We start from the raw sequence: 23746 nt of genomic DNA on the forward strand, positions 1-23746 counted from the left end.
CGAGAGGCCTCAGATGAGGCCTTGCTTGCTCGCCGCGTAGACCGCCTCCGCCCGGCGACTCACACCGAGCTTGCGCATGATGTTGCTGACGTGGAACTTCACGGTGGTGGCCGAGATGAACAGCTCCGCACCGATCTTCACGTTCGACAGGCCGGCGGCGAGGAGCTTCAGCACTTCGAGTTCGCGGCCGGTCAACTGTTCCGCGGGAGCGGCCTGCCCGTTGAGCGACCGCACCACCGCAGCCGCGCTGCGCGAGTCGAAGGCGCTCTCACCACGGGAGACGGCACGGATGGCGCGCACCAGTTCGGTGGTGTCGACGTCCTTGACGACGTAACCGCGAGCACCGGCGTGCACCGCCCGCACGACGAGTTGCTCGTCGAGGAAGGTGGTGAGCACGAGCAGCCCGATCCCCGGATGCGCGGAGGACAGCCGGCCGCACAATCCCAGTCCCTCGAAATCCGATCCCGCCGAGAGCTTGAGGTCGAGCAGCACGATGTCGGGACGCATGCGGTCGACGAGCGTGAGAGCCTCCGCGTCCGTCGACGCCTCCCCCACCACTTCGAGATCCGGTTCGCGGTCGAGGATCGAGCGGAGTCCCTGGCGGAGGATCGCGTGGTCGTCGACGAGTGCGATACGCACCGTGCCGGGCCGAGCCCGGGGGGTTGCCTGCGGCGGCGTGACGGTCATGACGATTCTCCCACCTGTTGAACTACAGCGTTGTCCTGCAACGGGATCCGGGCTGCGATCCGCACTCCGCCGAGCCTGGAACGCCGCACCTCGAGAGCGCCACCGAGTTCCCGGGCGCGCGCTTGCATGTTCGCGAGGCCACGATGATTCCCGTCGAGGCCGTTGGCGGCCAGTCGCAACATCACTCGCAGACGCGCCGGGTCGCCGTCGCCGTCGTCGGCCACGGAGAGCAGGACCGCGTCGCCTCCGTAGGCGAGCCGCAGCACCACACGACTCGCGTTGGCGTGGACCGCCGCGTTGAACAGTGCTTCGCCGGCGATCCGGAGCAGGGCGTGCTCGGCCTCACCGGTCAGCTCGACCGGCGTGCCGGCCATCCTCGTCCTCACCTCGAGTTCGCCCGGCATGTGGGCGACACTGAGCTGTTCGAGCATCTCCGGCAACGACATGCGTTCGGCGTCCGACGGCCGGTTCAGCGCGTAGATCGCCGACCGCAACTGCTCGACGGCACCGCGCGTGAGCTCCTTGGCGAGGTCGAGCCGCTCGCTGCGTTCGGCGTCGGGGATGTCGCTGCGGCACACCTCGATCTGCATACCTGCGGAGAGCACGGCCTGGGTGACGCTGTCGTGGAGTTCCCGGGCGATGCGATGCCGTTCCTCGTCGAGCGCCTGGTTGCGGTGGGCGACGCCGAGCTGCCGCTGTGTGAGCGCGAGTTTCTCGAGGGTGTCCTCCAGTTCCTCGTTGCGTGCCTGCAGGTCGGCGGCGGAGCGGTTGGCTTCGCGGTAGGCCTGTTCGGCGCGCTCGAGGAGGAGTTGCCCGCGCTGGTAGAGCGCGGAGTTCTGCAATGCGACCGCCGTCTGGCTGGCGAGGATGGACAGGACGGCGCGGTCGGTGGTGTCGAGGGCACGGTGATCCGGCGTCCACGCGGCGATGGCGCCGACGACTCCCCCGCCCAGGACGATGGGTACGAACGCGTGGTGGTTCTCGACCAGCTCACGACGCTCGGCAGCACCCGTGCGCACGGCGTCGAGCAGCGCGACGACCTCGTCGGGCAGGGGCGGCCCCTCCACGTTGTCGACGAGGAAGGGAGTGGCGTCGGGGCCGAGCACGAGCCTGCGCGGACCGGCATCGGGCAGGACACCGTCGGCGAGGGCGAAGGCGACCCATGTCGCACTCAGATGCGCGCGGGCGGCTTCGGCGACGGCGCAGATGAGCGTCTCCGGTCCCTCGACGGTGCGCACCAGAGCCCGGGAGATCAACTCGAGTGCGTGGACGACGCGTTCGAGGCGCTCGGCGGCGCCGCGGTACTGCGGATAGAAGGTCGACTTCCCGGAGCGGAGTCCGGTCAGTGCCGACAGGTCGGGAGCACTCACATCGCCGTCCGGAACAACTCGATCATCTGGTCGTGGGTCGCGGTGCGCGGATTCGTCGACATGCACGCGTCGCGCAGAGCGCCCTCGGCGAGTCGCGGGAGGTCTTCCTCACGCACGCCGAGTTGCCGCAGTCCACGCGGCACGCCCACCTGCCGGGCGAGTTCGTCGATGCGCGAGGCGACGGCCTCGACGGCGTCGGGTGCGGCGCCACGCGCCTCCTCCAGACCGAGGGTCGCCGCGACCTCGACGAACGGCCGGGGATCGTCGGCGCCGTTGAACCGGATGACGTGCGGCAGCAGCACCCCGTTGACGACCCCGTGCGGCAGGTCGAGCAGACCGCCGACCTGGTGACTCATCGCGTGGGCGGCGCCGAGGATCGCATTGGTGAACGCGAGCCCGGCCTCGAGACTCGCCTGGGCCATGGTGGCACGGGCAGGCATGAAGGTCGGATCGTCGATCGTGCGCACGAGCGTGCCGGTGACCATGCCGACCGCGCGCAGTGCGTGATGGTCGGTGAGCGGGTTGTGGGCACGGGAGACGAACGCCTCGATGCCATGGGTGAGAGCGTCGAGTCCGGTGGCGGCGTTGAGGTCGGCGGGCATGGTGGTGAGCAGACGCGGATCGATGACCGTGAGGTCGGGGACGAGCGACCGCCCGATGATGGTGATCTTGCTGCCCCGCGCGGTGTCGGTGACCACGCAGAACTGGGAGACGTCGGCTCCCGTGCCGGACGTCGACGGCACCATGACCATCGGTGGGATGGGCAGCGGCGCGCGGTCGACTCCCTCGTAGTCGAGGATGTTGCCGCCGTTGGCGGCGAGGATCGCGACACCCTTCGCCGCGTCGATCACCGAGCCGCCACCCAGCGCGACGAGGACGTCGCAGCCGCGCGCCCGGTACAGCTCATGGCCTGCCGCGACCTCGTGGTCCTTCGGGTTGGGGGTGAGACCGGCCCACACGGTGGGTTCGATCCCCTGCTCACGCAGGTGCTGCAGGAGCTCGTCGGCCCAGCCCGCCTCGATCAGCCCCGGATCGGTGACGAGCATGGGACGGACACCGCCCAGCCGGACGGCGGCGTGGGCCGCTTCGACGAGCGAACCCTCCCCGAAGACGATCTCGGGTGCGTGGAACTTGACCAGGGCGGGACCCGCACCGGAACGGCCCCCGTGAGGGGCCGCGTGAGCACAGGGAGAGGTCGTGTTCTGGTGTCCCGGCATGACGACGGCCACTGTTCGCTCCTGACGATCCGCGCACCTGCGTGATCCAGCTTACGGTGCGCGGGCTCTCGGGCGGAGCGGGCACGGGGCGCACCGGACCGATGGCGGGGTCGGCACCTGTCCGACAGGGTAGGTCACCGGCGTCCGCCTTGTCCGCGCCGAGTACGTCACTGCCCTCCGGTGTCGCCCATCACGGCGCCTTCGCGGCGGGGGTCGGCGCCCCCGATCCATCCCTCGTCCCGGCGCAGCAGCGCGCTCAGACCACTGGACTGCGGGGCGACGGACACTTCGTGACCCATGTCGCGGAGTTGCCGCACGAGCGGGTCGTTCGCTCCGTCGCCGGCCCCGTCGATCGCCGGATGTTCGCCACCCACCCCGGTGACGGGGGTGTTGGCGGCGCCGAACGACACGGCCGAAACGGCCTGCTGCGGGTCGAGTCCCCAGTCGAGGGTGTTCACGAGCGTCTTGACGACGAACTGGATGATCACCGAACCACCCGGCGACCCGACCACCATGTGGATGTCGCCGCGACCGCCGTCGGGTGTGCGTTCGAAGACGAGCGTCGGGGCCATCGAACTCCGTGGCCGCTTGCCCGGTTCGACGCGGTTGGCGACCGGAAGACCTTCCTCGTCGACCGGTTCGGCCGAGAAGTCCGTGAGCTGATTGTCGAGCAGGAAGCCGTCGACCATGTGGAACGAGCCGAACGCCGATTCGATCGTGGTCGTCATCGATGCGACATTGCCGTAGCTGTCGGCGACCGAGATATGGCTGGTGCCGTATTCGGGACTCTGCGGCGGCATGCCGAGCGGGACCGGACCGAAGTCGCCGGGCCGCGCCTTCCCCATGCTCTTGCCGGGGTCGATCAGGGCTGCGCGTTCGGACAGGTAGTCCGGGTTCACCAGGGTGTCGAGCGAGCCGCCCGGCAGGGGGACGAAGTCGGCGTCGGCGACGTACTTGTCGCGATCGGCGTAGGCGAGTCGTTCGGCCTCGGAGATCAGGTGCACCGCCTCGGCGTCGGGCACGCCACCGTCGGTATCGACATCGTGCGGCGATATCGAGGCGAGATCGAAGTTCTCGAGGATGCCGAGCGTCGCGGCGACCGCCATACCTCCCGACGACGGATTGGGCATACCGCAGATCTCGTAGTTGCGATAGGGGGTGCACAGCGGTTGCCGTTCCTTCGCCTCGTAGGCGGCAAGGTCCTCGAGGGTCATCGTTCCGGGTGTACGCCCACCGGAGTCGGTGCCGGTGGCCTCGACGATGCCGGCCGCGATGTCGCCGGTGTAGAAGGCGTCGGCGCCACCGGTGGCGATCGCCGAGAGCGTCTTGGACATGGCGGGATTCGTGAGGGTTTCACCGGCCGGCTTGGGCGAGCCGTCGGACTGCAGGAAGTAGGCGCGGGCCTCGTCGTCGACCGCGAGTTGCGGGGCGGAATCGGCGATCGACTGCGCCAGGCGGTCGCTGATCACGATGCCCTGATCCGCGAGATCGATGGCGGGACGGAACAATTCGCCCCAGTCGGTGCGTCCGTGCTCCTCGTGGACCTTCTCGAGCATCCGTACGGCGCCGGGCACGCCGATCGACCGGCCGCTGGCACGGGCGTCGGGGCGGGGTTCGGTGCGGTCGGTGTCGCTGATCCAGCGCAGATAGTTCTCGGTCGCGGACATCGGGGCCGTCTCGCGACCGTCGTATGCCGTCACCTCGCCGGATTCGGCGTCGTAGTACACCAGGAAGGCTCCTCCGCCGATGCCCGACGACTGGGGTTCGACGAGACCGAGGACCATCTGGGCGGCGACGAGCGCGTCGGCGGCGGTCCCGCCGTCGCGCAGGACCTCGCACGCCGCCTCGGTGGAGACCGGGTTGGCCGTCGACACGGCATAGGAGGAGGTGGTCACCGGGGTCATACCGGCGCGATAACCGGTCGCGATCTCGGGATTCGTCGAGATGTCGCGATCCCCGGTCTCCGCCGGTTGCTGCGTGTCGGCGACCGGGGTGCCGTTCGGTTCCGCGGTGCAGGTCGCCGCCGCTGCGGTCTCCTGCACGTCGGCGGTGCCGTCGGGTTCCGTATCGCCGGACGCGGATGTACACGCACCCAGGAGGGCGATCGAGACGGCTGTGGCGAGGGCCGCGCGGACACCGGACCGGACTCTCGAGGGCTGAACCATCCACCGACGGTAACCGGGCGTGTGAGTGCCCGTAGGGAATTCGACCGCGATCCGCTCACGTCCGCACACCGGACCCCTTGACACGGCCGTCGCCGGGGAGCATCCTTTATTCAACCAGATGGTTGATAAACCGGAAGGTTCATGGAGCGGAGGCGATCGTGCACGACGACGAGACGGACGACACCGCGCTCGACCTGGCGTTCACCGCCCTGGCCGATCCGGCCCGCCGCCGCATCGTCGCCCGGCTCAGCCGGGGCCCGGCCACGGTCACCGAACTCGCGGAACCCTTCGAGATCACCACACAGGCGATCTCGAAACACATTCGGGTGCTCGAACACGCCGGTCTCGTCACGCGCACACGCGATGCCCAGCGCCGGCCCGTCCACCTGAATCCCGCGCGGCTGGAGATGCTGACCTCCTGGATCGACCGCTACCGGTTGGTGAAGGAGCAGCAGTTCCGCGATCTCGACGCCGCGCTGGCCCGGGAAGCGGCCGAACACCACCACAGGGCCGAACACCACCACAGGGCCGAACACCACCACAGGGCCGAACAACATCACCGGGGCGCGTGACGCCCCGACACCGGAGGACTGTCATGAGCAACGCACTCACCCTCTCGGTCCCGGAAGGCGTCCCCTTCATCGACTACGAGCGGGAATTCGATTTCCCGGTCGCGGACGTCTTCCGCGCCCACAAGGATCCCGATCTCGTCGCCCGCTGGCTCGGCCCGCGAGGCATGAAGATCGAGATCGAGCAGTTCGACTTCCGTACCGGAGGCTCGTACCGCTACCGACACTCGGACGAGCGCGGAAGCTACCGCTTCGCCGGAGTCTTCCACACCGTGCGCGACAACGAGTTCGTCGTCCAGACCTTCGAATACCTCGGGTTCCCCGACGTGGTGAGCCTCGAGACACTCACCTTCGTCGACCTCGGCGACGGACGCTGCAAGCTCGTGGGGCATTCGGTGTACCCGAGCACGGAGGCCCGCGACGGGATGGCGCAATCGGGCATGGAGACGGGTCTGTCCGAGGGGTTCGAGCAACTCGACGAAGCCCTGGCGCAGGAGACCGCCTCGCGCTGAGCTCCCCGGACCCGGCCGCTCACCGCAGTGCGTGGCCGAGTTCGGCGGCCTTCGCGAGCAGTTCCGCACCGTCACGGGCGACGACCACCTCGTCGCACAGTTCGGCGTAGTCGGGCATCGCGCAGGTCGCCTGCGTCCAGTACCGCTCCGGTTCCGGCGTGATCCACGCGAGACGGTGCACCCGGCGACGGAGTTCCTCGAGCCGATCGACGCGCGGAGGCAGGCCGTTGCAGCGCCCGTCCCCCACCACCAGCACCGACGTCCGGCCGTCGATCGATCCGGAGTGCTCGGTGAGCAGTTCGTCGAACATCCTTCCGTAGTCGCTGCTCGCTTCGAGATCGACTGCGGGATGGGCGAGTACGGCGGCCAAGGCACCGTCGCCGTCGGCGGCGAGCAACTGTTTCGTCACGTCCACCGGACGATCGACGAAGGCGACCACCCGGCACCGATGCGCCCGCCCGTTCATCGCCTGGGCCAGCCGGAGCGTGAACGCGGTGACGGGGCGCACCGACAACGAGACGTCCGCGAGGACGAGCAGCCGCACCCGGTCGGGACGGGGCGCACGGACGACGAGCCTGAACGGCACCCCGTCGGTCCGCATCCCCGCCCGGGCGGTCCTGCGCATGTCGAGCCGTCCGCGGGTGCGCTCACGCGGATGGGGACGGACGGGACCGCGCATCCGGCGCAACACTTCATGGCACGCCAGCTCGATTTCGGCACGGTCGATGCCGGCGGTGTCGTGCGATTCGGGTGCCTCGACGCCTTCGATCCCCGGCACCGCGGCAGCGAGCGAGGCGACGAACGCTTCGACCGCGTCGACGAGGCGCGCGAGTTGCGATTCGGAGAGGGGTTCGTCGAGAACCTCTCCCCCGTACGTGCGGTGCGGGTCGTAGGCGTCGAGCCACGCGAGGATCGTCGCCGGATCGTCCCAGGACAGCGATCCGACGACCGCGGCCCCCGGTTCACCGGACAGATCGCCCACGGTCGTGGTCGCCGCGTTCTCGACGTCGACGGTGTAGGTGACGCCGCGACGACCCGAGTCCGCGCCCGTGTCCACCGACAGGTCGGCGTCGGAGGACGTCATCGACACATCGTCGTCGTCCTTGTGCGGGTTGAACCCTTTGCGGGCCTCCGGGGTGTCGAAGTGGTCGCCGACCTCGGCGGCGCGTTCGTTGTACTCGGCGTAGCGCGCGATGCTCGGATCGTCGCCGATCTCGAGCGCGGCCGGCAGCGACTCCGCGAACCGGGCCCGGGCAGGCCCGCCGCCGGTCGCGGCGATCGCGGCGTCGACAGCACCGAACAACTCGTCGAAGGCGCGCTCGAAACCGGCCCTCTCGTGCGGATACTTGGCGCACACCGCCCGCAGGCACGCGCGCAGTACGTCCCTTTCGCGGGCGGGAACCAGGTCGAGCACCCGGCGTACTTCGATGCTCTCGGCCGGCGACGCCGCGACACCGTGGCGGCGCAGGAGCATGCCGAACACCGCCGCCACCACGTCGAGCACGTAGCGGGGGCGACGCTCGTCGAGCGCGGTCACCCGTCCCACCCGGGATGTGTGCATCGCGGGGTCACCCCCGAAGTCCGCTACCCGCGGCGTCGCGACCGCCACCACCGCGTCCCCGGAAGACGGCGGTCGTGGTGTTCGCCGGGCGCGATGCGACCGTCACCCGTTCGTTCGACGGAACCGGTTCCGACGTCATCGGCTCTGCTGCAGCGGTTCCGGTTCCCCCATCGCCGAGTCGGGCCTTCACGAGGTCGACGTCGCCGGTGTACTTGAGCAGCGTCGCCAACAGCACGTCGCGCATGCCGCCCAGGGAATCCGGGTCGTCGGCGTCATGTCCCATCACCGTCGCCGCACGCGCGGCGTCGATGACCTCCGAGATCGACGGGCTCTTGCGCAGCGGCAGATCGCGCAGGGTCCGGGACAGGTCGACGATCCGGTGGGCCGTTCCCGGTCGTACGTCCGGCACCCGCGCGGTGACGATCTCGCGTTCCCGTTCGGGTGTCGGGTAGCCGACGTGGTAGTGCAGGCAGCGACGCTTGAGTGCCGGCGACAACTCGCGAGTGTCGTTGGAGGTCAGGATCACCCACGGTGTGGACCGGGCGGTGAACGTGCCGACCTCGGGGATCGTCACCTGCCGTTCGGCAAGCACCTCGAGCAGCAGCGCTTCCATGGATTCCTCGGTGCGGTCCACCTCGTCGACGAGCAGGACCACGGGCTCCTCGGAGAGCACGGCCTCGAGCAGCGGGCGGACCGACAGGAACGCCTCGGAGTACAGACCGAAATCCTGCTGCGCGAGGAAGTTCGACGCATCCGCGAGGTCGGTGTGGCCGGCGAGCAGTTCACCGATACGGTCGCGCAGCATCTGCACGTGCAGCAGTTGTCCGGCGTAGTCCCACTCGTACAGAGCGCGGCTGTCGTCGAGCCCTTCGTAGCACTGCAACCGCACCAGTTTCCGGCCACCGACCGCGGCGAGCGCCTTGGCCAGTTCGGTCTTGCCGACCCCGGCGGGCCCTTCGAGCAACAAGGGCCGCTCGAGTGCGGTGGCGAGGTGCACGACGGTCGCGAATTCGTCGTCGGCGATGTAGTCGTGCCGGCGTAGCGCATCCTTCAGTTCGGCGCCCGAGGCGAACGGGGTCATCCGGAGTCTCCTTCTCTGGCGTGGTCGCGGCGGAGCAGGTGCTCCCGGGGCGCAGGGGTCGCCCCGGGAGCACGGGTTCTCAGTAGGACCGGTTGATGCAGTGGTCGACCACCGGGATCATCGAGTCGACCGTGACCTCGCGGGGGTTGCCCGGGGTGCACCAGTCGCCCTGGATATGTTCGGAGATGGCCCGGACGGTCTTCTCGTCCCCGGTGATGACCTCGCCGCGACCGGCGTACTTGCCGGTGTTCATACGGTTCTTCTCGTACGAGTCGACTCGCACCTGGCCGAAGTTGTCGGGGATACCGACGTCCTTCGCGAGGCGGATCGCCGCGTCGACCGCGGCGTCGGCGGCCTGCACGGTGGTCATGTTGCGGGTGTCCACGCCCATCGCGCTTGCGATGCGGGCGTAGTGCTCGTACCGGGAGGGCAGGTTGTACTCCCATACCCGCGGCAGAGCGATCGCATTGTTGAGTCCGTGGTGGCTGTCGAAGAAGGCCGAGGTGGCGTGCGAGATCGAGTGCACGATGCCGAGGCCGCCGGAGTTGAAGGCCTGCGCGGCGATGTACTGGGCGTTCATCATGCCTTCGCGGGCCTTGAGGTTGCGCGGCTCGAAGACCGCTTCGCGCAGGTGCTTCGCGACGAGTTCGATCGAGTACAGGGCGTTGCCGAGCGACGGGGCGAAGTCCAGTCGTGAGACGTACGGTTCGGAGCCGTGGGCGAGGACGTCGAAGCCGCAGTACGCGGTGAAGTGCTGGGGGCAGCTGTAGTAGAGCAGCGGGTCGTCGATCGCGAGGGTGACGATCGTGGCCTCGTCGAAGCCGACCCACTTGTGCGGGTGGTCCATGTCGGAGGTGTCGGTGATGACGTAGGCCCAGGACGTCTCGGAGCCGGTGCCGGCGGTGGTCGACACGGCGATGTGCGGCGGGTTCTCCTTGTTTGTGGATTTCGCGAAGCCCTCGAACTCGTTGATGTTGCGACCGTCGTGGGCGATCACGACACGCGCACCCTTCGCGGCGTCGTGACTCGAGCCACCACCGACGGAGATGATCGAGTCGCATTTCTCCTTCTGGTAGAGCGCCGCGGCTTCCATGACGTTGTAGTCCTTGGGATTGGACTCGACCTTGTCGTAGAGGACGACCTCGACACCCTGGTACTCGATCTTGCCGATCAGTTCCTCGATGATCCCGGAGCCACGCAGGCCGGTGGTCATCAGCAGCGTGCGCTCGAAACCGAGGTTCTTCGCCTCGACGCCGAGGATGTCGTGGGCGCCGACACCCATCAGCGCGCGGGGAAAGGGGTGGAACTCCTTGATCGGGAAGTCCCAGATCTGATTGAGCTCGATTGCCATGGTGTATCTCCTCGCAGAGGGGTTGTACCGGACCGGGAGTGTGATGTGGACCTCATCCGTGATTCACCATCGACCAGAGGCGAGAGAGGTGAAAGACACAGCGGCCGAAACCGTCCGGTCGCCGTGGGGTCACCACCCGTTCGGGTAGGGCGCCTCCCGCTGACCGGGTGGGCGCCACACCCACCCGAGCGGTGCCGGTACCGTTTTCCTCATCCCATACGCGCTGGTAACCTGAATTAGAACACGTTCTAGATTCGGTCGTGCGCGGCCATCTTGCAGGAGAGGACGAGAACCACCCATGACGACTGTCGAGGTGCCCCACGGCTCACGCTCGGTGATCCTCACCGTGTCCGCCGTCGTCCAGGAGACCGCCGATACGCGGTCGATCGTGTTCGCCGTCCCGGACGAGCTGCGCGACAAATTCGCCTACAAGCCCGGCCAGTTCCTCACCCTGCGCATCCCGAGCGAACAGACGGGCTCGGTGGCCCGCTGCTACTCGCTCGCGAGCTCGCCGTACACCGACGACGCCCCCAAGGTCACCGTCAAGCGCACTTCCGACGGTTACGGCTCCAATTGGCTGTGCGACAACATCGCGGCCGGACAGACCCTCGAGGTGCTCCCTCCCGCGGGTGTCTTCACTCCGAAGTCCCTCGATCACGACTTCCTGCTCTTCGGCGCCGGCAGCGGCATCACACCGGTGATCTCGATCCTCAAGTCCGCGCTCACGCAGGGCAGTGGCAAGGTCGTGCTCGTCTACGCCAACCGCGACGAGAAGTCCGTCATCTTCGCGGAGGAGCTGCGCGCGCTCGCGGAGAAGTACCCGACGCGCCTGACCGTCGTCCACTGGCTCGAATCCGTGCAGGGCCTGCCCACGGCCGACCAGCTCGCGGCGCTCGCGGTGCCCTACGAGTCGTACGAGGCGTTCATGTGTGGTCCCGGGCCGTTCATGGACACGGTCCACCAGGCACTGAACACCGTGGGCATGCCCCGCGCCCGTGTCCATGCCGAGGTCTTCAATTCGCTCTCGGGCGATCCCTTCGCCGACCAGGCACCGGTCGAGATCAGCGACGAGGAGGCGGCCGACGCCGCGACCGTCGAGGTCGAACTCGACGGCGTGGTCCACGAGCTGTCGTGGCCGCGCAAGCAGACCCTCGTCGACATCATGCTCGCGAAAGGTCTCGACGTGCCGTACTCCTGCCAGGAGGGCGAGTGCGGCTCGTGTGCGTGCACCGTGCTCGAGGGCAAGGTCGAGATGGAGAACTGCGACGTGCTCGATCCCGAGGACATCGAGGCGGGCTACATCCTGGGTTGCCAGGCCCGGCCGGTGACCGACCACCTCAAGATCGAGTTCTGAACCGGCAGGCTCACACCCCCGCGGAAGTGCCCGGCGCCGCCGAACGGACAGGCACGGGCACTTCCCGCATCCCGCTGGAGTCGGGCTTCGGCTTGCGCACGAGCACGCCGATCCCGGCCACGAGCGCCAGCACGGCGACGATCACGCCGTAGCCGACGGCAGTGGACGTCAGCCCGAACGATCCGGCCGCCACCCCGGCGGCCATCGCGGGCACCGAGAACGCGAAGTAGCAGACGACGAACGTCGTTGCGAAGATCCGGCCGCGTTCGTGAGGTCGGCCGAGCGAGCCGACCACGCCCATGGCCGCGACGAAGGTCGAACCCCAGCCCACACCGGCGACGGCAGTACCCGCGTAGTACACCGCGACCCGTCCCGTGAGGAGCGCGGTGATCACCGCGGTCAGTCCCGTCGCGAGCAGCACGGCCCCGAGGACCACGATGCGATGCGGGTCGCGGCGAGCCGTGGTGACTGCCGCAACGGTGCCCGCCGTGAACAGCGTGCCGATCGCCAGACCTGCGGCAAGGCGGTTGTCGATACCGAACACCGAATCGACGATCGACGGCCCCAGCGACATGTACAGCCCGCCGAGTGCCCACGCCGACATCAGGCTGGGCAGGATGAGCAGATAACGGCCCCGGACCTCGCGGGGCACCGACGCGCTCGGTACCAGGCTCCGCACAGCGTCGAGTCGCGACGGGAAACCCACCGACGGCGACGTCTCCGGCACGAAGACGAGCGCCATCGCCAGTACAACGGCGAGAACGCCGACGACCGCATAGCTCAGGACCGTGGGGAACGGTGCGAACTGCACGAGCACGCCCGCTCCCGCCGCGCCGAGCGCGAGTCCGAGCGACGGCGCGGCGGTGTTGATCAGCGGACCGATGTGCCTGTTCGGCTGCATCTCGATCACGGCGGCGGCCAGCGCGCTCGTCGCCGCGCCCACCGCGAGACCCTGCAGGATCCGCGCGAGCAGCAGCCACCCCACACCCGGGGAAGCGATGAACACGACCATGCTCACCGCGAGCAGCAGCAGGGCCGTCATGATGACGGGTCTGCGTCCGACGTGGTCGGACAGCGATCCCACCGTCACGAGGGCCGCGAGCAACGCGAGCACGTAGACCGCGAACACCACCGTCAGCATCGCGGCGGAGAATCCCCACATCTGCTGGTAGACGGGATACAGCGGTGACGGTGCCGACGACGACGCGGTGAGGGTGAACGCTCCCAGGCCGACCACGGCGAAACCGAACGAACGGATACGGCCATGGGGCTGCACGGGAGCAGTCATCGAACCTCCAGACGACGATCGGCGCGTTCCGCGCGGAAGTCGAACGATGCGCCCCCGCGCGACTCGGGTGAACACCCCTTCACCAACATACTTCGCTCGACGAAGTATTCCTCGGGCACCTGACCGGAGACTCAGAGGGAGGTGGCGTCCTCGACGTCCTCGTCCCGCACGTCCTCGGGAGCGGCGAGCAGGGCGCGCCCCGCGGCGAAGACCGCCGCCGCCGGCGGCAGCTCGCCGGGTACACCGCTGCGGAACACGTCGACACGGCCCGAACCGGTGGCGGGTCGTCCGAGCGCATCGATCCGGCGCAGCGTCTGCCGCGCGACGGCCTCGGCGCTGTCGAACAGGCGCACCCCGGCCGGGAGATGCGCGGTGATGGTGTCGGCGACCAACGGATAGTGGGTGCAGCCGAGAACCACGCCCTGGACGTCCTGCGGGGTGCGTTCGGCCGCCGACGCGACCGCTGCGGCGACCGCCACCCGATCGCCTGCGTCGATGGCGTCGGCGAGTCCATGGCACGCCACGCCGACGACCTCGGCTCCGTTCGCGAACTGCTCGATCAGATTCGCCTGGTACCTGCTCGCCGTGGTCGCGGCGGTCGCCCAGATCGCCACCGAATCGCACGCCGCGGCCGCCGGCTTGACCGCGGGGACCGTGCCCACCACGGGCACCGACGGACCCAGATCGGCCCGCACGTGTTCGAGAGCGGTCACCGAGGCGGTGTTGCACGGGAGCACGACGACCTCGGCGCCGCGATCGACGGCGCGGCGGGCGGTGGTGACGACCCGGTCGATCACCCAGTCGGACGACTTCGGCCCCCACGGAGCGCCTTCGGGATCCGTCGACAACATGAGGTCGAGGTCGGGACGCAACCGTCGCAGCCACGCGGACGTCGGCAACAGCCCCAGACCCGAGTCGATGAGCGCAACGATCACCCTACGAATCTAGCGGGTCGCGCCCGCCCGGCCCGACGGCGGCCAGGAGCGACCCGCAGGCCCACTCCCCTATGCGGCGGCTGCGAGCAGCTCGTCGATCGGGGTGCCCGCGGCGATCTTCGCGCGCGACTTCATGACCAGCGCGGGCAGTCCACCGCCCACGGCACCGACGAGTCTGCCGTCGCGCTCGTAATACGCGAGGAACTTGCGCCCGTCGTCGCGCACGACATGCACCGTGTCGCCGGCCGTGACCGCCCCGAGGCCCTGGATCTTGATGTCGTACTGGTCGCTCCAGAAGTAGGGCACCTGTGCCGCGGCCCCGGATTCCAGGCCCATGAGCGTCTTCGCGAGGACGGACGCCTGCTCACCGGCATTCGTCCAGTGCTCGATGCGCCTGCGCCCACCGGCCGGCACCTGCCACGACGCGACGTCGCCGACAGCCCACACGTGCGGGGTGGAAGTGCGGCCCGTGCCGTCGCACACGACCCCGTTGTCGACCTCGACACCCGATCCTTCGAGCCACTCGGTGGCCGGGATCGACCCGATGCCGAGCACCACGAGATCGACGTCGATCTCGCTGCCGTCGCCGAGGACCGCGGAGGTGACGCGCTCGTCGCCGCGGATCTCCGACAGGCCGACCCCGGCCCGCACGTCGACTCCCTCGGCGGTGTGCAGCCGGGTGACGAGAGCGCCGACCTCGGTGCCGAGCACCGACGCGAGCGGGGTGGGCTGCGGCTCGACCAGTACGACCTCCACTCCGCGCGCCCGCAGGCTCGCCGCGACCTCGCACCCGATGAATCCGGCTCCGACCACCAGCGCGCGGGCACCCGGAACGATCGCCTCGCGCAGTGCTCGGCTGTCCTCGAGCGAACGCAGGACGTGGACTCCGGAGAGATCCGGGAGACCGGGGATACGGCGGGGCCGCAGGCCCGTGGCGACGACCAGTTCGTCGTATCCGAGTTGGGTTCCGTCGGTGAGCGTGAGGATGCGCGCCGCGGTGTCGACCGACCGGGCGGCGGCACCGAGCTGCAGCTCGATGCGGTTCTCGTCGAAGAACTCGCTCGGACGGAGGGTCGTGTCGTCGCGATCGCCGCGCAGGACCTCCTTCGACAGCGGCGGGCGGTCGTAGGGCAGGTGCGTCTCGTCGCCGACGAGCACGACGTCGCCCTCGTACCCGGCACGCCGCAGTTCCTCGGCGGTACGGACCGCCGCCAGACCCGCGCCTACGACGACGACGCGCTCCGGCGTACCCTCGGTCTCCCGCTCGTTCGACACCTTCGGCCATCCTTCGAATCGTCTGTGACACGAGTACCCGTGTCGTCCGGTAGTGATGTGTACCACCTGTGCGTCCCACGTTCTTACCAAACCCCGACGACGCGCGACAGACCTACGTCGGCCACTAGAGTTCGAGGCACCGTGAGGACAATGGGATCGAGCACGGAACACGACCGGTACACCTACTTGGGAGCCCTCATGACCAGCGACAGCGGCGCAGGTATCAGCCGCCTACAGTTCGGTGCCGGAACCTTCTCCGGCCCCGTCGACCCGCAGGGCCGCACCATCATCGCGGACGCCGTGGTCGCCAAGATCGCGGGACTCGCGACCCGCGAGATCAGCGGCGTGATCGAAGTGGGCGCCGGTACCGCCCGCGTGGTGGGCGCGTTGCGCGATCGCATCCCCGGTGCGCGCATCAACCACGGGCAGGGTGTGGCCGTCGAGGTCGGCGAACGCCAGGCCGCCATCGACATCGGCATCGTCGCCGAATACGGCGTGGCGCTGCACGAACTCGCCGTCGCCATCCGGCACAACGTCATCGCGGCCGTCGAGCGCATGACCGGCCTCGAGGTCACCGAGGTCAACATCACGGTCTTCGACGTCATGCTCCACGACGAGGCCGCAGCCCTCACCGACGATGTCAAACCCCGCGTGCAGTGAATCCGGGGTCCGCAGCGCAGGCGCACACGGCCGACCTGGTCGCGGACGCCGCGCTGTCCGTTCCCGGCGTCGTGGGCCTGCACCGCGGCGCATTCGGGGAGGTCGCGACTTATCTCCCCGGGCGACGTGTCGAGGGTGTGCGGCTCACGGATCAGGTCTGCGCGGTGCACATCGTCGTGCGGATCCCCGCCGATCTCCCGGCCGTCGCCGACACCGTCCGCGTCCGGGTGTCCCCGCTGGTGACGGTGCCCGTCCAGGTGACGATCGAAGACGTCCACGCCGGTGAACGAGAAGGAGCACAATCGTGAACCACACCCCCGTCAGCAACACCGTCGTAGGACTCCTCGCCGGGCTGCTTCTCGCCCTCGCCGGGATCATCGGCGGGTTCAGCGGTCTGCTGTTCGCCGTGCTGCTCGGCGCGCTCGGTGCCGCGATCGGCGCCCACCGCGACGGCCACCTCGACCTCGGCGCCCTGCTGAGGAGCCGGGGCCGTGGCTGACCCCAGCACGCCCGATCTCGGTACATCACCGGACACCGTGCCCGTGGATACCGCTTCCGGGACCGGGACGGTCCCTTCGGGCGAGCGCGGCAGCCTCGTCGTCAAGGACCGCGCGATCGAACGGATCGCCGCGGCCGCCGCGCTCGGCGTCCCCGGAGTGGTGCGGCACAGCGGGGGTGGCATCCTCCGTCTCACCGGCCGCGATCTGCCCCGGGCGGACGTCACCACCGGCGCGAGGGCGGTCGCGGTGAATCTCTACATCGCAGCCGAATGGCCGTACGACGCGGCGATGCTCACCCGCCGGGTCCACGACGCGGTCGAACGTCAGCTGCGCGAACTGACGGGTCTGCGCGTCAGCGAACTCAACGTGCTCATCGTCGCCACGGCGCTCGTCGAGGACGGGGAGACCGACGAGTCGCAACCACCCGTCGAATACCTGGAATCGGACATCGTCGCCGCGCGGACCACTCCGCACCCCGACCTCCCCATGGTCGCTCCCCTGCCGCCGCTGGCGTCGCCCGCGGCAGCACCGGCCGCCGCGATCGTCGCGATCGCGGCGCTCGCGCTGGCGTTCGTCGCCGCCCGGGAACTGCTCATCGTCAACGGGACGTATGCCGGTGCTCCGTGGCTGCGCAACTCCTTCGAATGGTTCGGCCGCCTGCACTGGCACACCTGGCTCGCCCCTGTCGCCGGTATCTGCCTCGTCCTCGGGATCGTCCTGATCGTCGTCGCCCTCAAACCCCGACGGCGCACCCATGTTCCGCTGCAGGTCGCCGGTGCGGTACCCACGGTGTGGATGCGGCGCACCGACGTCGCCCGCATGTGCAGCGCGCACGCCTCCGCCCTCACCGGGGTACGCACCGCCCGCACCGTCGTCGATCGTCGCCGTGCCGTGGTTCGTATCGCGATCGAGGACGAGACCCCGGTCGCCGAGATCACCGCATCCGTGCGCGGCGCGGTCGCCCCGAACCTCGCGGCGCTCGCCGATCCCGTCGAACTCGTCGTGGAGGTGGCGCGGTGAAACTCCGTACCGTGCTGGCCAATCGGCTCGTCACCTTCGCGGCGGGACTCGCCCTCGCGGGCGCCGGCGCGTTCGCCCTGGCGTGGGTGTGGCAGGTTCCCCTCGCCCGCGAACAGCTCTCGCGGCTCGACCGTCCCCGGGTGACCGACGTTCCGGACCAGTCGTGGTGGACGCCGGCGCTGTGGTCGGTCTTCGCGGGTGGTCTCGTGCTCGGAATCGCGCTGCTCGCCGTCAACCTGTCGCGACGGCGCACGTCGACCGTGCAGCTCTACGACCAGGTCACCGACGCCACTCTCGGCGTGGAACTCGGCCCGGTCGCCGACGGGGTGGCGGCCGAACTCGCGGCCCTGCCCGGAGTGCGGGCAGCGCGCGGGCGAGCGGTCGTCGAACGCCACCTGCCGACGCTCTCGGTGGTGGTCCACGCCGACCCGACCATCGACGTCACCGAACTGACGGAAGCCGCCGAGGATGCCGCCCAGCGGGTCGCGCGGGCTCTCGGTGGGGCGCACGTGGCGACGCAGGTCCTGGTGCATCTCGACCCGGCTGTAGACGTCCACTGACTCCCTGCAGCCCGGGGCCGCTCAGCTTCGGGCCGCGTCCACGAGGTCGTGCTCGACGCGGTAGTCCACGCGCATCCGGTCCATCGCCATGTCGCGCACCGTGTAGGCCCGCTGCGTGGTGCGTTCGAGATCCGGGTAGCGGAGTTCCTCGACGCGGTTGGCGAGCGCGAGCAGCGGCCCGACGCGTCCGAGGACGTACTTGAGCGGGCTGTCGGGGATGTGCAGGGCGTCGGCGTCGGCGTCGCCGATGAACACCCGCTGCAGCGAGTGCATCACCGTGCGGGCGACCGGCGTCCGGATCGATGCGGCGCCGGGAAGCAGGTTCGCCAGCTCGGGGACGAGATACTGCTCGGTCAGTGCGGTGACGAACTCCCGGTCCTCGTCGCTGGGTCCGGGCGAGGTGAGCCGGTACAGGTCCTCGACCGCGATGTGGTCGCGTTCGGTGCGCAGGCCCAGTTCCTCGCCCATCCCGATCACGTGCCCGACATATCGCCACAGGTGGTAGATGTCGTCGAGTTCGCGGTCGGTGAAGCGCACCCCGAGGATCTGCATCGCTTCGACCGCGATGTGCCCGAACTCGGCCATCGTCAACGCCATGTAGGACTGCGGGATCGGCACTCCCCAGGCGTCCTCGTCCCACACTCCGCTCGCGAGGATGCCCTTGCGCACGTGGGCGTGGATCAGGCGCACCCGCACCGTGAACGCGAATCCTCCTCCGTCGCGGCGCATTCCACCGCGAATGAGGACGTGCCGTAACCACTCCCCGACTTCGACCGACCGCACGGCCGGCCGACTCGCATAGCGACCCGTCAGTGCGAGCGGCTTTCCGGCGATGAAGTTTCCGGCACCGCGCAGCAGCGACGCGGCACCGAGCACCATGCCGAGGATCGGCGTGTGCCGCACGAGCGCGTCGGCGGCGTTGTCGATGCGGTCGTGGTCGACCCATGCGGGTTCGTCGTCGAGGAAGGCGAACAACTCGCGCAGGGATTCGGGTGCGCCGGGGACCGCGTCGACGCCGTCGGCGAGCGCGACACGCACGGCGGCCGTCGCGGACGTCGAGCCGAAGTCGTCGTTCACCACCGCGTCGGCCAGGGGGTCCGCCTGCCACATGCCGTCGAGCCAGCGCTCGCCGAGATCGGCGTATCGGCGCACCGCAAGGTCGGCGTTGACGAGATCACGAGGGATGCGTCGCTCCATGAATCCATGGAAACACGAGGAATCCTCACTTACTATTCACTTTTCATGAGCTCCCCGCGCGGCACCAGAACCGCAGGCACAGCACCTCGACGGCGTCCTGTACAGCAGCGGAGTCACGACACCCGCAAGTTGCTCCTCACGTCTGCGTACGAGTTGCTCGAGCGCAGCCCCACCGGGCGGATCAGCACTACGGCACTCGCCGAGCACGCCCACGTGAGTATCGGGACGGTCTACCGGTACTTCCCCGACGTCGACGCCGTGCTCGACGAACTCCGCATGACCGCCGTCCACGCGATCACCACCTCGCTGTCCACCGCCATCGGGCGGGCGATGGACCAGGAACCGGAGGAGGCCATGGTGACCGTCGTGGAGAGCCTCACCGCCGCGTTCGAGAAACACGCCGCGGTGCTCCGGGTGTCGTACACCTCGGAGGAGATCGAGTTCGGGCTCGCGTGGGCCCAGGTCGAAGGTCCGCTGCGACCGCTGGGACGCATCATTCCGGCGCGACTGCGACCCGATCTCGACGACGCAGCACTCGACGATCTCGTGTTCATCGTGATGGGAGCGACGGCGAGCCTGTGCTCACGGATCGCGCTCCTACGCCCTCGGAGATCCGATCGGACCCGGATGGTCGCGGTGACGGCGCGGATGCTCCTCGCCGCGATCGAGAGCGCCTGACGCACGTCGTCTCGACCGGGAGAGCGCCGTGCGCCGCCTACCGATCGTGTCGTCCGCCGTGATCCTCGTCCTCGTCTCCGCCTGTGGCAGCGACACCGCCGACGAAGCACCGTCCGCCACAGCGTCCGAAGCGACAGCGTGCGTGGGGTGAAGAAGGTCGTCGGCGGATCGCCTCCGGTCCGGAAACGCCGAACGGCGCCACGCGCCGGAGCAGAAACGCCGAACGGCGCCCACCCCGGAGGGTGGACGCCGTTCGAGCGTCAGCGAGAACTAGCTCACTTGATGATCTTCGTGACGCGACCGGCGCCGACGGTGCGGCCACCCTCGCGGATCGCGAAGCGGAGGCCCTCGTCCATGGCGACCGGCTGGATCAGCTTGACGGACATCTCGGTGTTGTCACCGGGCATGACCATCTCGGTGCCCTCGGGGAGGGTCACAACGCCCGTCACGTCCGTGGTACGGAAGTAGAACTGCGGGCGGTAGTTGTTGAAGAACGGCGTGTGGCGGCCGCCCTCCTCCTTGTTGAGGATGTAGGCCTGGCCCTCGAACTCCGTGTGGGGAGTCGTGGTGCCCGGCTTGACGACGACCTGGCCGCGCTCGACGTCCTCGCGCTTGATGCCGCGGACGAGGAGACCGACGTTGTCGCCGGCCTGGCCCTGGTCGAGCAGCTTGCGGAACATCTCGATGCCGGTGACCGTGGTCTTGGTCGAATCGGGGCGGATGCCGACGATCTCGACCTCTTCGTTGACGTTGATCACGCCACGCTCGATACGGCCGGTGACGACGGTGCCACGACCCGTGATGGTGAAGACGTCCTCGACGGGCATGAGGAACGGCTTGTCGGTCTCACGGACCGGGTCCGGGATGGAGTCGTCGACGGCCTGCATGAGGTCGACGATCGACTGAACCCACTTCTCGTCACCCTCGAGAGCCTTGAGAGCGGAGATCGGGACGACCGGAGCGTTCTCGTCGAACTCCTGCGAAGCGAGGAGCTCGCGCACCTCCATCTCGACGAGCTCGAGGATTTCCTCGTCGTCGACCATGTCGGCCTTGTTCAGGGCGACGAGGATGTAGGGAACGCCGACCTGGCGGGCGAGCAGCACGTGCTCGCGCGTCTGCGGCATCGGGCCGTCGGTGGCGGCCACGACCAGGATCGCACCGTCCATCTGGGCGGCACCGGTGATCATGTTCTTGATGTAGTCCGCGTGACCCGGGGCGTCGACGTGCGCGTAGTGGCGCTTCTCGGTCTGGTACTCGACGTGGGAGATGTTGATCGTGATACCACGAGCCTTCTCCTCAGGTGCCTTGTCGATCTGATCGAAAGCGAAGCTCTCGTTCAGGTCGGGGTACTTGTCGGCAAGCACCTTGGTGATCGCAGCCGTGGTGGTGGTCTTGCCGTGGTCGACGTGACCGATGGTGCCGATGTTCACGTGCGGCTTGGTCCGCTCGAACTTCGCCTTCGCCACTGGATGTCCTCCTGGACTGTTGTTGCTTGCAGTATGCAGCAGTGCGGTTTGTATTACTTGGTCGTGCAGGTGACCGAGGGATAACCCGAAGGCTACTCTCCGGTCGCCTTGGCGATGATTTCCTTCGAGACGTTCGAGGGAACCTCTGCGTAGGAATCGAACACCATGGAGAAGTTCGCGCGGCCCTGGGTCTTCGACCGAAGGTCGCCGATGTAACCGAACATCTCCGAGAGCGGAACCAGCGCCTTCACGACACGGGCACCACTGCGTTCCTCCATGGCCTGGATCTGGCCACGGCGGGAGTTCAGGTCGCCGATCACTTCACCCATGTAGTCCTCGGGCGTGGTGACCTCGACGGCCATGAGGGGCTCGAGGATCACCGGGGCGGCCTTGCGGGCCGCTTCCTTCAGTGCCTGCGAGCCGGCGATCTTGAACGCCATCTCGGACGAGTCGACGTCGTGGTACGCACCGTCGAGGAGGGTGACCTTCAGGTTCACCAGCGGGTAGCCGGCGAGCACGCCGTACTGCATGGCGTCCTGGGCACCCGCGTCGACCGACGGGATGTACTCGCGCGGGATGCGACCGCCGGTGACCTTGTTCTCGAACTCGTAGGTCGCGCCGTCCTCGCCGACGAACGGCGAGAGGCCGATGATGACCTTTGCGAACTGGCCCGAGCCACCGGTCTGCTTCTTGTGCGTGAACTCGAGCTTCTCGACCGGCTTGGTGATCGTCTCGCGGTACGCGACCTGCGGCTTGCCGACGTTGGCCTCGACCTTGAACTCGCGACGCATGCGGTCGACGAGGATGTCGAGGTGGAGCTCACCCATGCCGCCGATGACGGTCTGGCCGGTCTCGTCGTCGAGTTCGACGGAGAAGGTCGGGTCCTCTTCGGCGAGCTTCTGGATGGCCGTCGACAGCTTCTCCTGGTCGGCCTTCGACTTCGGCTCGATGGAGACCTGGATGACCGGGTCCGGGAAGGTCATGGACTCGAGCACGATCGGGGCGTCCTGCGCGCACAGGGTGTCGCCGGTCGTGGTGTCCTTCAGGCCGATCATCGCGTAGATGTGGCCGGCCACGGCCTCGTCGACCGGGTTCTCCTTGTTGGCGTGCATCTGGAACAGCTTGCCGATGCGCTCCTTCTTGCCCTTGGTCGAGTTGAGCACCTGGGTGCCCGAGTCGATCCGGCCGGAGTACACGCGGACGAAGGTCAGCTTGCCGAAGAAGGGGTGCGCGGCGATCTTGAAAGCGAGCGCGGAGAACGGCTCGTCCTTCGAGGGCTTACGACGCAACTCTTCTTCTTCGTTACCGACCTGGTGGCCGATGACCTCACCGATGTCGAGCGGGTTCGGCAGGTAGTCGATGACCGCGTCGAGCATGGGCTGGATGCCCTTGTTCTTGAACGCGGTGCCGCACAGCACCGGGTAGAGCTCGGAAGCGATGGTGAGCTTGCGGATCGCGCCCTTGATCTCGGCGACGGTCAGCTCTTCGCCACCGAAGTACTTCTCCATGAGCTCTTCGTCGGACTCGGCGACCGTCTCGAGCAGCTTCTCGCGGTACTCGGCAGCCTTGTCGGCGAGCTCCGCCGGGATCTCCTCGACCGTGGCCGCGGTGCCGATCTCGGTGGTGCCGCGCCAGGTGAGCGCCTTCATCTCGACGAGGTCGACGACACCGTCGAAGTTCTCCTCGGCGCCGATCGGGATCTGCAGGACGAGCGGCTTCGCACCGAGACGATCGATGATCGTCTGCACGGTGAAGAAGAAGTCCGCGCCCATCTTGTCCATCTTGTTGACGAAGCAGATGCGCGGCACGTCGTACTTGGCCGCCTGCCGCCAGACCTGCTCGGACTGGGGCTCGACACCCTCCTTGCCGTCGAACACGGCAACCGCGCCGTCGAGCACGCGCAGCGACCGCTCGACCTCGACCGTGAAGTCGACGTGGCCGGGGGTGTCGATGATGTTGATCTGGTTCTTGTTCCAGAAGCAGGTCACGGCTGCGGAGGTGATGGTGATACCCCGCTCCTTCTCCTGCTCCATCCAGTCGGTGGTCGAGGCACCGTCGTGGGTCTCACCGATCTTGTAGTTGACACCGGTGTAGAAGAGGATGCGCTCGGTGGTGGTGGTCTTGCCGGCATCGATGTGCGCCATGATGCCGATGTTGCGGACCTTGTTCAGGTCGGTCAGCACTTCCTGTGCCACAGGTAACCCCGCTCGTAGCTCGTGTCGGTCCTTGGGTGCGGACCACATGTTCTTGTGTTGTCAGCCGGCCTTTACGGGACCGACACAGTTGTGCGAGCAGCCGGC

22 protein-coding genes are annotated in these 23746 nt (G+C 68.5%); 9 read left to right on the forward strand and 13 right to left on the reverse strand.

What is annotated here, in order from left to right; genetic code table 11:
* Positions 1-9: 9 nt before the first annotated feature.
* From A8G18_RS01945 to ggt, 4 genes are all read right to left on the reverse strand, one after another.
* Positions 10-687, reverse strand: coding sequence for a MadR family response regulator transcription factor (locus A8G18_RS01945; protein ID WP_064062542.1), 678 nt, complete (start codon positions 685-687; stop codon positions 10-12).
* Positions 684-2057 carry a MadS family sensor histidine kinase gene (locus A8G18_RS01950; protein ID WP_016933913.1) on the reverse strand — a complete coding sequence of 458 codons (1374 nt, stop codon included), beginning with the start codon at positions 2055-2057 and terminating at the stop codon, positions 684-686. Before A8G18_RS01950 ends, A8G18_RS01945 begins: the two co-directional genes overlap by 4 nt.
* On the reverse strand, positions 2054-3286 hold the full coding sequence (locus tag A8G18_RS01955; RefSeq protein WP_064062543.1) for an iron-containing alcohol dehydrogenase: 1233 nt from the start codon (positions 3284-3286) through the stop codon (positions 2054-2056). The genes A8G18_RS01950 and A8G18_RS01955 overlap by 4 nt, the downstream gene beginning before the upstream one ends.
* A 155-nt stretch (positions 3287-3441) precedes the next feature.
* Entirely contained in the window at positions 3442-5439 is a 1998-nt protein-coding gene (ggt, locus tag A8G18_RS01960; protein ID WP_064062544.1) for a gamma-glutamyltransferase, read from the reverse strand.
* 158 nt (positions 5440-5597) lie between these two features.
* On the opposite strand from ggt, the gene A8G18_RS01965 reads away from it, so the two are divergent.
* Together A8G18_RS01965 and A8G18_RS01970 are read left to right on the forward strand one after the other, a co-directional pair.
* Positions 5598-6011: an ArsR/SmtB family transcription factor gene (locus A8G18_RS01965; RefSeq protein WP_064062545.1), complete on the forward strand. Its 414-nt coding sequence runs from the start codon at positions 5598-5600 to the stop codon at positions 6009-6011.
* A gap of 23 nt (positions 6012-6034) precedes the next feature.
* Positions 6035-6520: an SRPBCC family protein gene (locus A8G18_RS01970; RefSeq protein WP_064062546.1), complete on the forward strand. Its 486-nt coding sequence runs from the start codon at positions 6035-6037 to the stop codon at positions 6518-6520.
* Positions 6521-6539: 19 nt separating this feature from the next.
* Here A8G18_RS01970 and madC read toward each other — a convergent pair whose 3' ends face one another.
* The 3 genes from madC to mdo form a co-directional block, all read right to left on the reverse strand.
* Positions 6540-8081: a MadC family VWA domain-containing protein gene (gene madC, locus A8G18_RS01975; RefSeq protein ID WP_064062768.1), complete on the reverse strand. Its 1542-nt coding sequence runs from the start codon at positions 8079-8081 to the stop codon at positions 6540-6542.
* A 7-nt stretch (positions 8082-8088) separates the two neighbouring features.
* Positions 8089-9162 (reverse strand): MadB family AAA-type ATPase, encoded by a 1074-nt coding sequence (locus tag A8G18_RS01980; protein WP_064062547.1) that lies wholly within the window; start codon positions 9160-9162, stop codon positions 8089-8091.
* Positions 9163-9241: 79 nt separating this feature from the next.
* Positions 9242-10513, reverse strand: coding sequence for an NDMA-dependent methanol dehydrogenase (gene mdo, locus A8G18_RS01985; protein WP_064062548.1), 1272 nt, complete (start codon positions 10511-10513; stop codon positions 9242-9244).
* Between the two features lie 298 nt (positions 10514-10811).
* Between mdo and A8G18_RS01990 the strand changes: the two genes are divergently transcribed.
* Positions 10812-11867 carry a ferredoxin--NADP reductase gene (locus tag A8G18_RS01990; protein ID WP_064062549.1) on the forward strand — a complete coding sequence of 352 codons (1056 nt, stop codon included), beginning with the start codon at positions 10812-10814 and terminating at the stop codon, positions 11865-11867.
* 10 nt (positions 11868-11877) lie between these two features.
* On the opposite strand, the gene A8G18_RS01995 is transcribed toward A8G18_RS01990, so the two are convergent.
* The 3 genes from A8G18_RS01995 to A8G18_RS02005 all read right to left on the reverse strand — a co-directional run bounded on the left by A8G18_RS01995 (position 11878) and on the right by A8G18_RS02005 (position 15365).
* Positions 11878-13155, reverse strand: coding sequence for an MFS transporter (locus A8G18_RS01995; RefSeq protein WP_064062550.1), 1278 nt, complete (start codon positions 13153-13155; stop codon positions 11878-11880).
* Between the two features lie 131 nt (positions 13156-13286).
* On the reverse strand, positions 13287-14090 hold the full coding sequence (locus tag A8G18_RS02000) for a glutamate racemase (protein ID WP_064062551.1): 804 nt from the start codon (positions 14088-14090) through the stop codon (positions 13287-13289).
* Positions 14091-14159: 69 nt separating this feature from the next.
* Positions 14160-15365 carry an NAD(P)/FAD-dependent oxidoreductase gene (locus tag A8G18_RS02005; protein ID WP_064062552.1) on the reverse strand — a complete coding sequence of 402 codons (1206 nt, stop codon included), beginning with the start codon at positions 15363-15365 and terminating at the stop codon, positions 14160-14162.
* A gap of 198 nt (positions 15366-15563) precedes the next feature.
* Here A8G18_RS02005 and A8G18_RS02010 point away from each other — a divergent pair, with 198 nt between their 5' ends.
* Genes A8G18_RS02010 through A8G18_RS02030 form a run of 5 tightly spaced genes read left to right on the forward strand, consistent with a single transcriptional unit; the run spans position 15564 to position 18105 of the window.
* Positions 15564-16025, forward strand: a complete 462-nt coding sequence (locus A8G18_RS02010) for an Asp23/Gls24 family envelope stress response protein (RefSeq protein WP_026002842.1) — start codon at positions 15564-15566, stop codon at positions 16023-16025.
* Entirely contained in the window at positions 16022-16333 is a 312-nt protein-coding gene (locus A8G18_RS02015) for an Asp23/Gls24 family envelope stress response protein (RefSeq protein ID WP_064062553.1), read from the forward strand. The genes A8G18_RS02010 and A8G18_RS02015 overlap by 4 nt, the downstream gene beginning before the upstream one ends.
* Positions 16330-16524 (forward strand): hypothetical protein, encoded by a 195-nt coding sequence (locus A8G18_RS02020; protein WP_006552248.1) that lies wholly within the window; start codon positions 16330-16332, stop codon positions 16522-16524. The genes A8G18_RS02015 and A8G18_RS02020 overlap by 4 nt, the downstream gene beginning before the upstream one ends.
* Complete coding sequence (locus A8G18_RS02025) at positions 16517-17545, forward strand: Asp23/Gls24 family envelope stress response protein (RefSeq protein WP_064062554.1); 1029 nt, start codon at positions 16517-16519, stop codon at positions 17543-17545. The genes A8G18_RS02020 and A8G18_RS02025 overlap by 8 nt, the downstream gene beginning before the upstream one ends.
* Positions 17542-18105, forward strand: a complete 564-nt coding sequence (locus A8G18_RS02030) for a hypothetical protein (RefSeq protein ID WP_064062555.1) — start codon at positions 17542-17544, stop codon at positions 18103-18105. Before A8G18_RS02025 ends, A8G18_RS02030 begins: the two co-directional genes overlap by 4 nt.
* Before the next feature lie 21 nt (positions 18106-18126).
* On the opposite strand, the gene A8G18_RS02035 is transcribed toward A8G18_RS02030, so the two are convergent.
* A complete protein-coding gene (locus tag A8G18_RS02035; RefSeq protein ID WP_064062556.1) occupies positions 18127-19302 on the reverse strand; it encodes an oxygenase MpaB family protein in 1176 nt (391 codons plus the stop codon).
* A gap of 129 nt (positions 19303-19431) precedes the next feature.
* Between A8G18_RS02035 and A8G18_RS02040 the strand changes: the two genes are divergently transcribed.
* Positions 19432-19980 (forward strand): TetR/AcrR family transcriptional regulator, encoded by a 549-nt coding sequence (locus tag A8G18_RS02040; RefSeq protein WP_172506119.1) that lies wholly within the window; start codon positions 19432-19434, stop codon positions 19978-19980.
* Positions 19981-20255: 275 nt separating this feature from the next.
* Here the strand turns inward: A8G18_RS02040 and tuf are convergent, their stop codons facing one another.
* Both tuf and fusA read right to left on the reverse strand, forming a co-directional pair.
* Entirely contained in the window at positions 20256-21446 is a 1191-nt protein-coding gene (gene tuf / locus A8G18_RS02045) for an elongation factor Tu (protein WP_064062558.1), read from the reverse strand.
* Positions 21447-21538: 92 nt separating this feature from the next.
* Positions 21539-23641, reverse strand: a complete 2103-nt coding sequence (gene fusA, locus A8G18_RS02050; protein WP_016932149.1) for an elongation factor G — start codon at positions 23639-23641, stop codon at positions 21539-21541.
* Positions 23642-23746: the final 105 nt, after the last annotated feature.

Origin of the sequence: Rhodococcus gordoniae, assembly GCF_001646655.1 — a bacterium.
Lineage (GTDB): Bacteria > Actinomycetota > Actinomycetes > Mycobacteriales > Mycobacteriaceae > Rhodococcus > Rhodococcus gordoniae.

Bases quoted from the DNA above. Each gene is read 5' to 3' on its own strand.
- A8G18_RS01945 (WP_064062542.1), bottom strand. From the start codon at position 687: ATGACCGTCACGCCGCCGCAGGCAACCCCCCGGGCTCGGCCCGGCACG.
- ggt (WP_064062544.1), bottom strand. From the start codon at position 5,439: ATGGTTCAGCCCTCGAGAGTCCGGTCCGGTGTCCGCGCGGCCCTCGCC.
- A8G18_RS01970 (WP_064062546.1), top strand. From the start codon at position 6,035: ATGAGCAACGCACTCACCCTCTCGGTCCCGGAAGGCGTCCCCTTCATC.
- madC (WP_064062768.1), bottom strand. From the start codon at position 8,081: ATGCACACATCCCGGGTGGGACGGGTGACCGCGCTCGACGAGCGTCGC.
- A8G18_RS01980 (WP_064062547.1), bottom strand. From the start codon at position 9,162: ATGACCCCGTTCGCCTCGGGCGCCGAACTGAAGGATGCGCTACGCCGG.
- mdo (WP_064062548.1), bottom strand. From the start codon at position 10,513: ATGGCAATCGAGCTCAATCAGATCTGGGACTTCCCGATCAAGGAGTTC.
- A8G18_RS01990 (WP_064062549.1), top strand. From the start codon at position 10,812: ATGACGACTGTCGAGGTGCCCCACGGCTCACGCTCGGTGATCCTCACC.
- A8G18_RS01995 (WP_064062550.1), bottom strand. From the start codon at position 13,155: ATGACTGCTCCCGTGCAGCCCCATGGCCGTATCCGTTCGTTCGGTTTC.
- A8G18_RS02010 (WP_026002842.1), top strand. From the start codon at position 15,564: ATGACCAGCGACAGCGGCGCAGGTATCAGCCGCCTACAGTTCGGTGCC.
- A8G18_RS02035 (WP_064062556.1), bottom strand. From the start codon at position 19,302: ATGGAGCGACGCATCCCTCGTGATCTCGTCAACGCCGACCTTGCGGTG.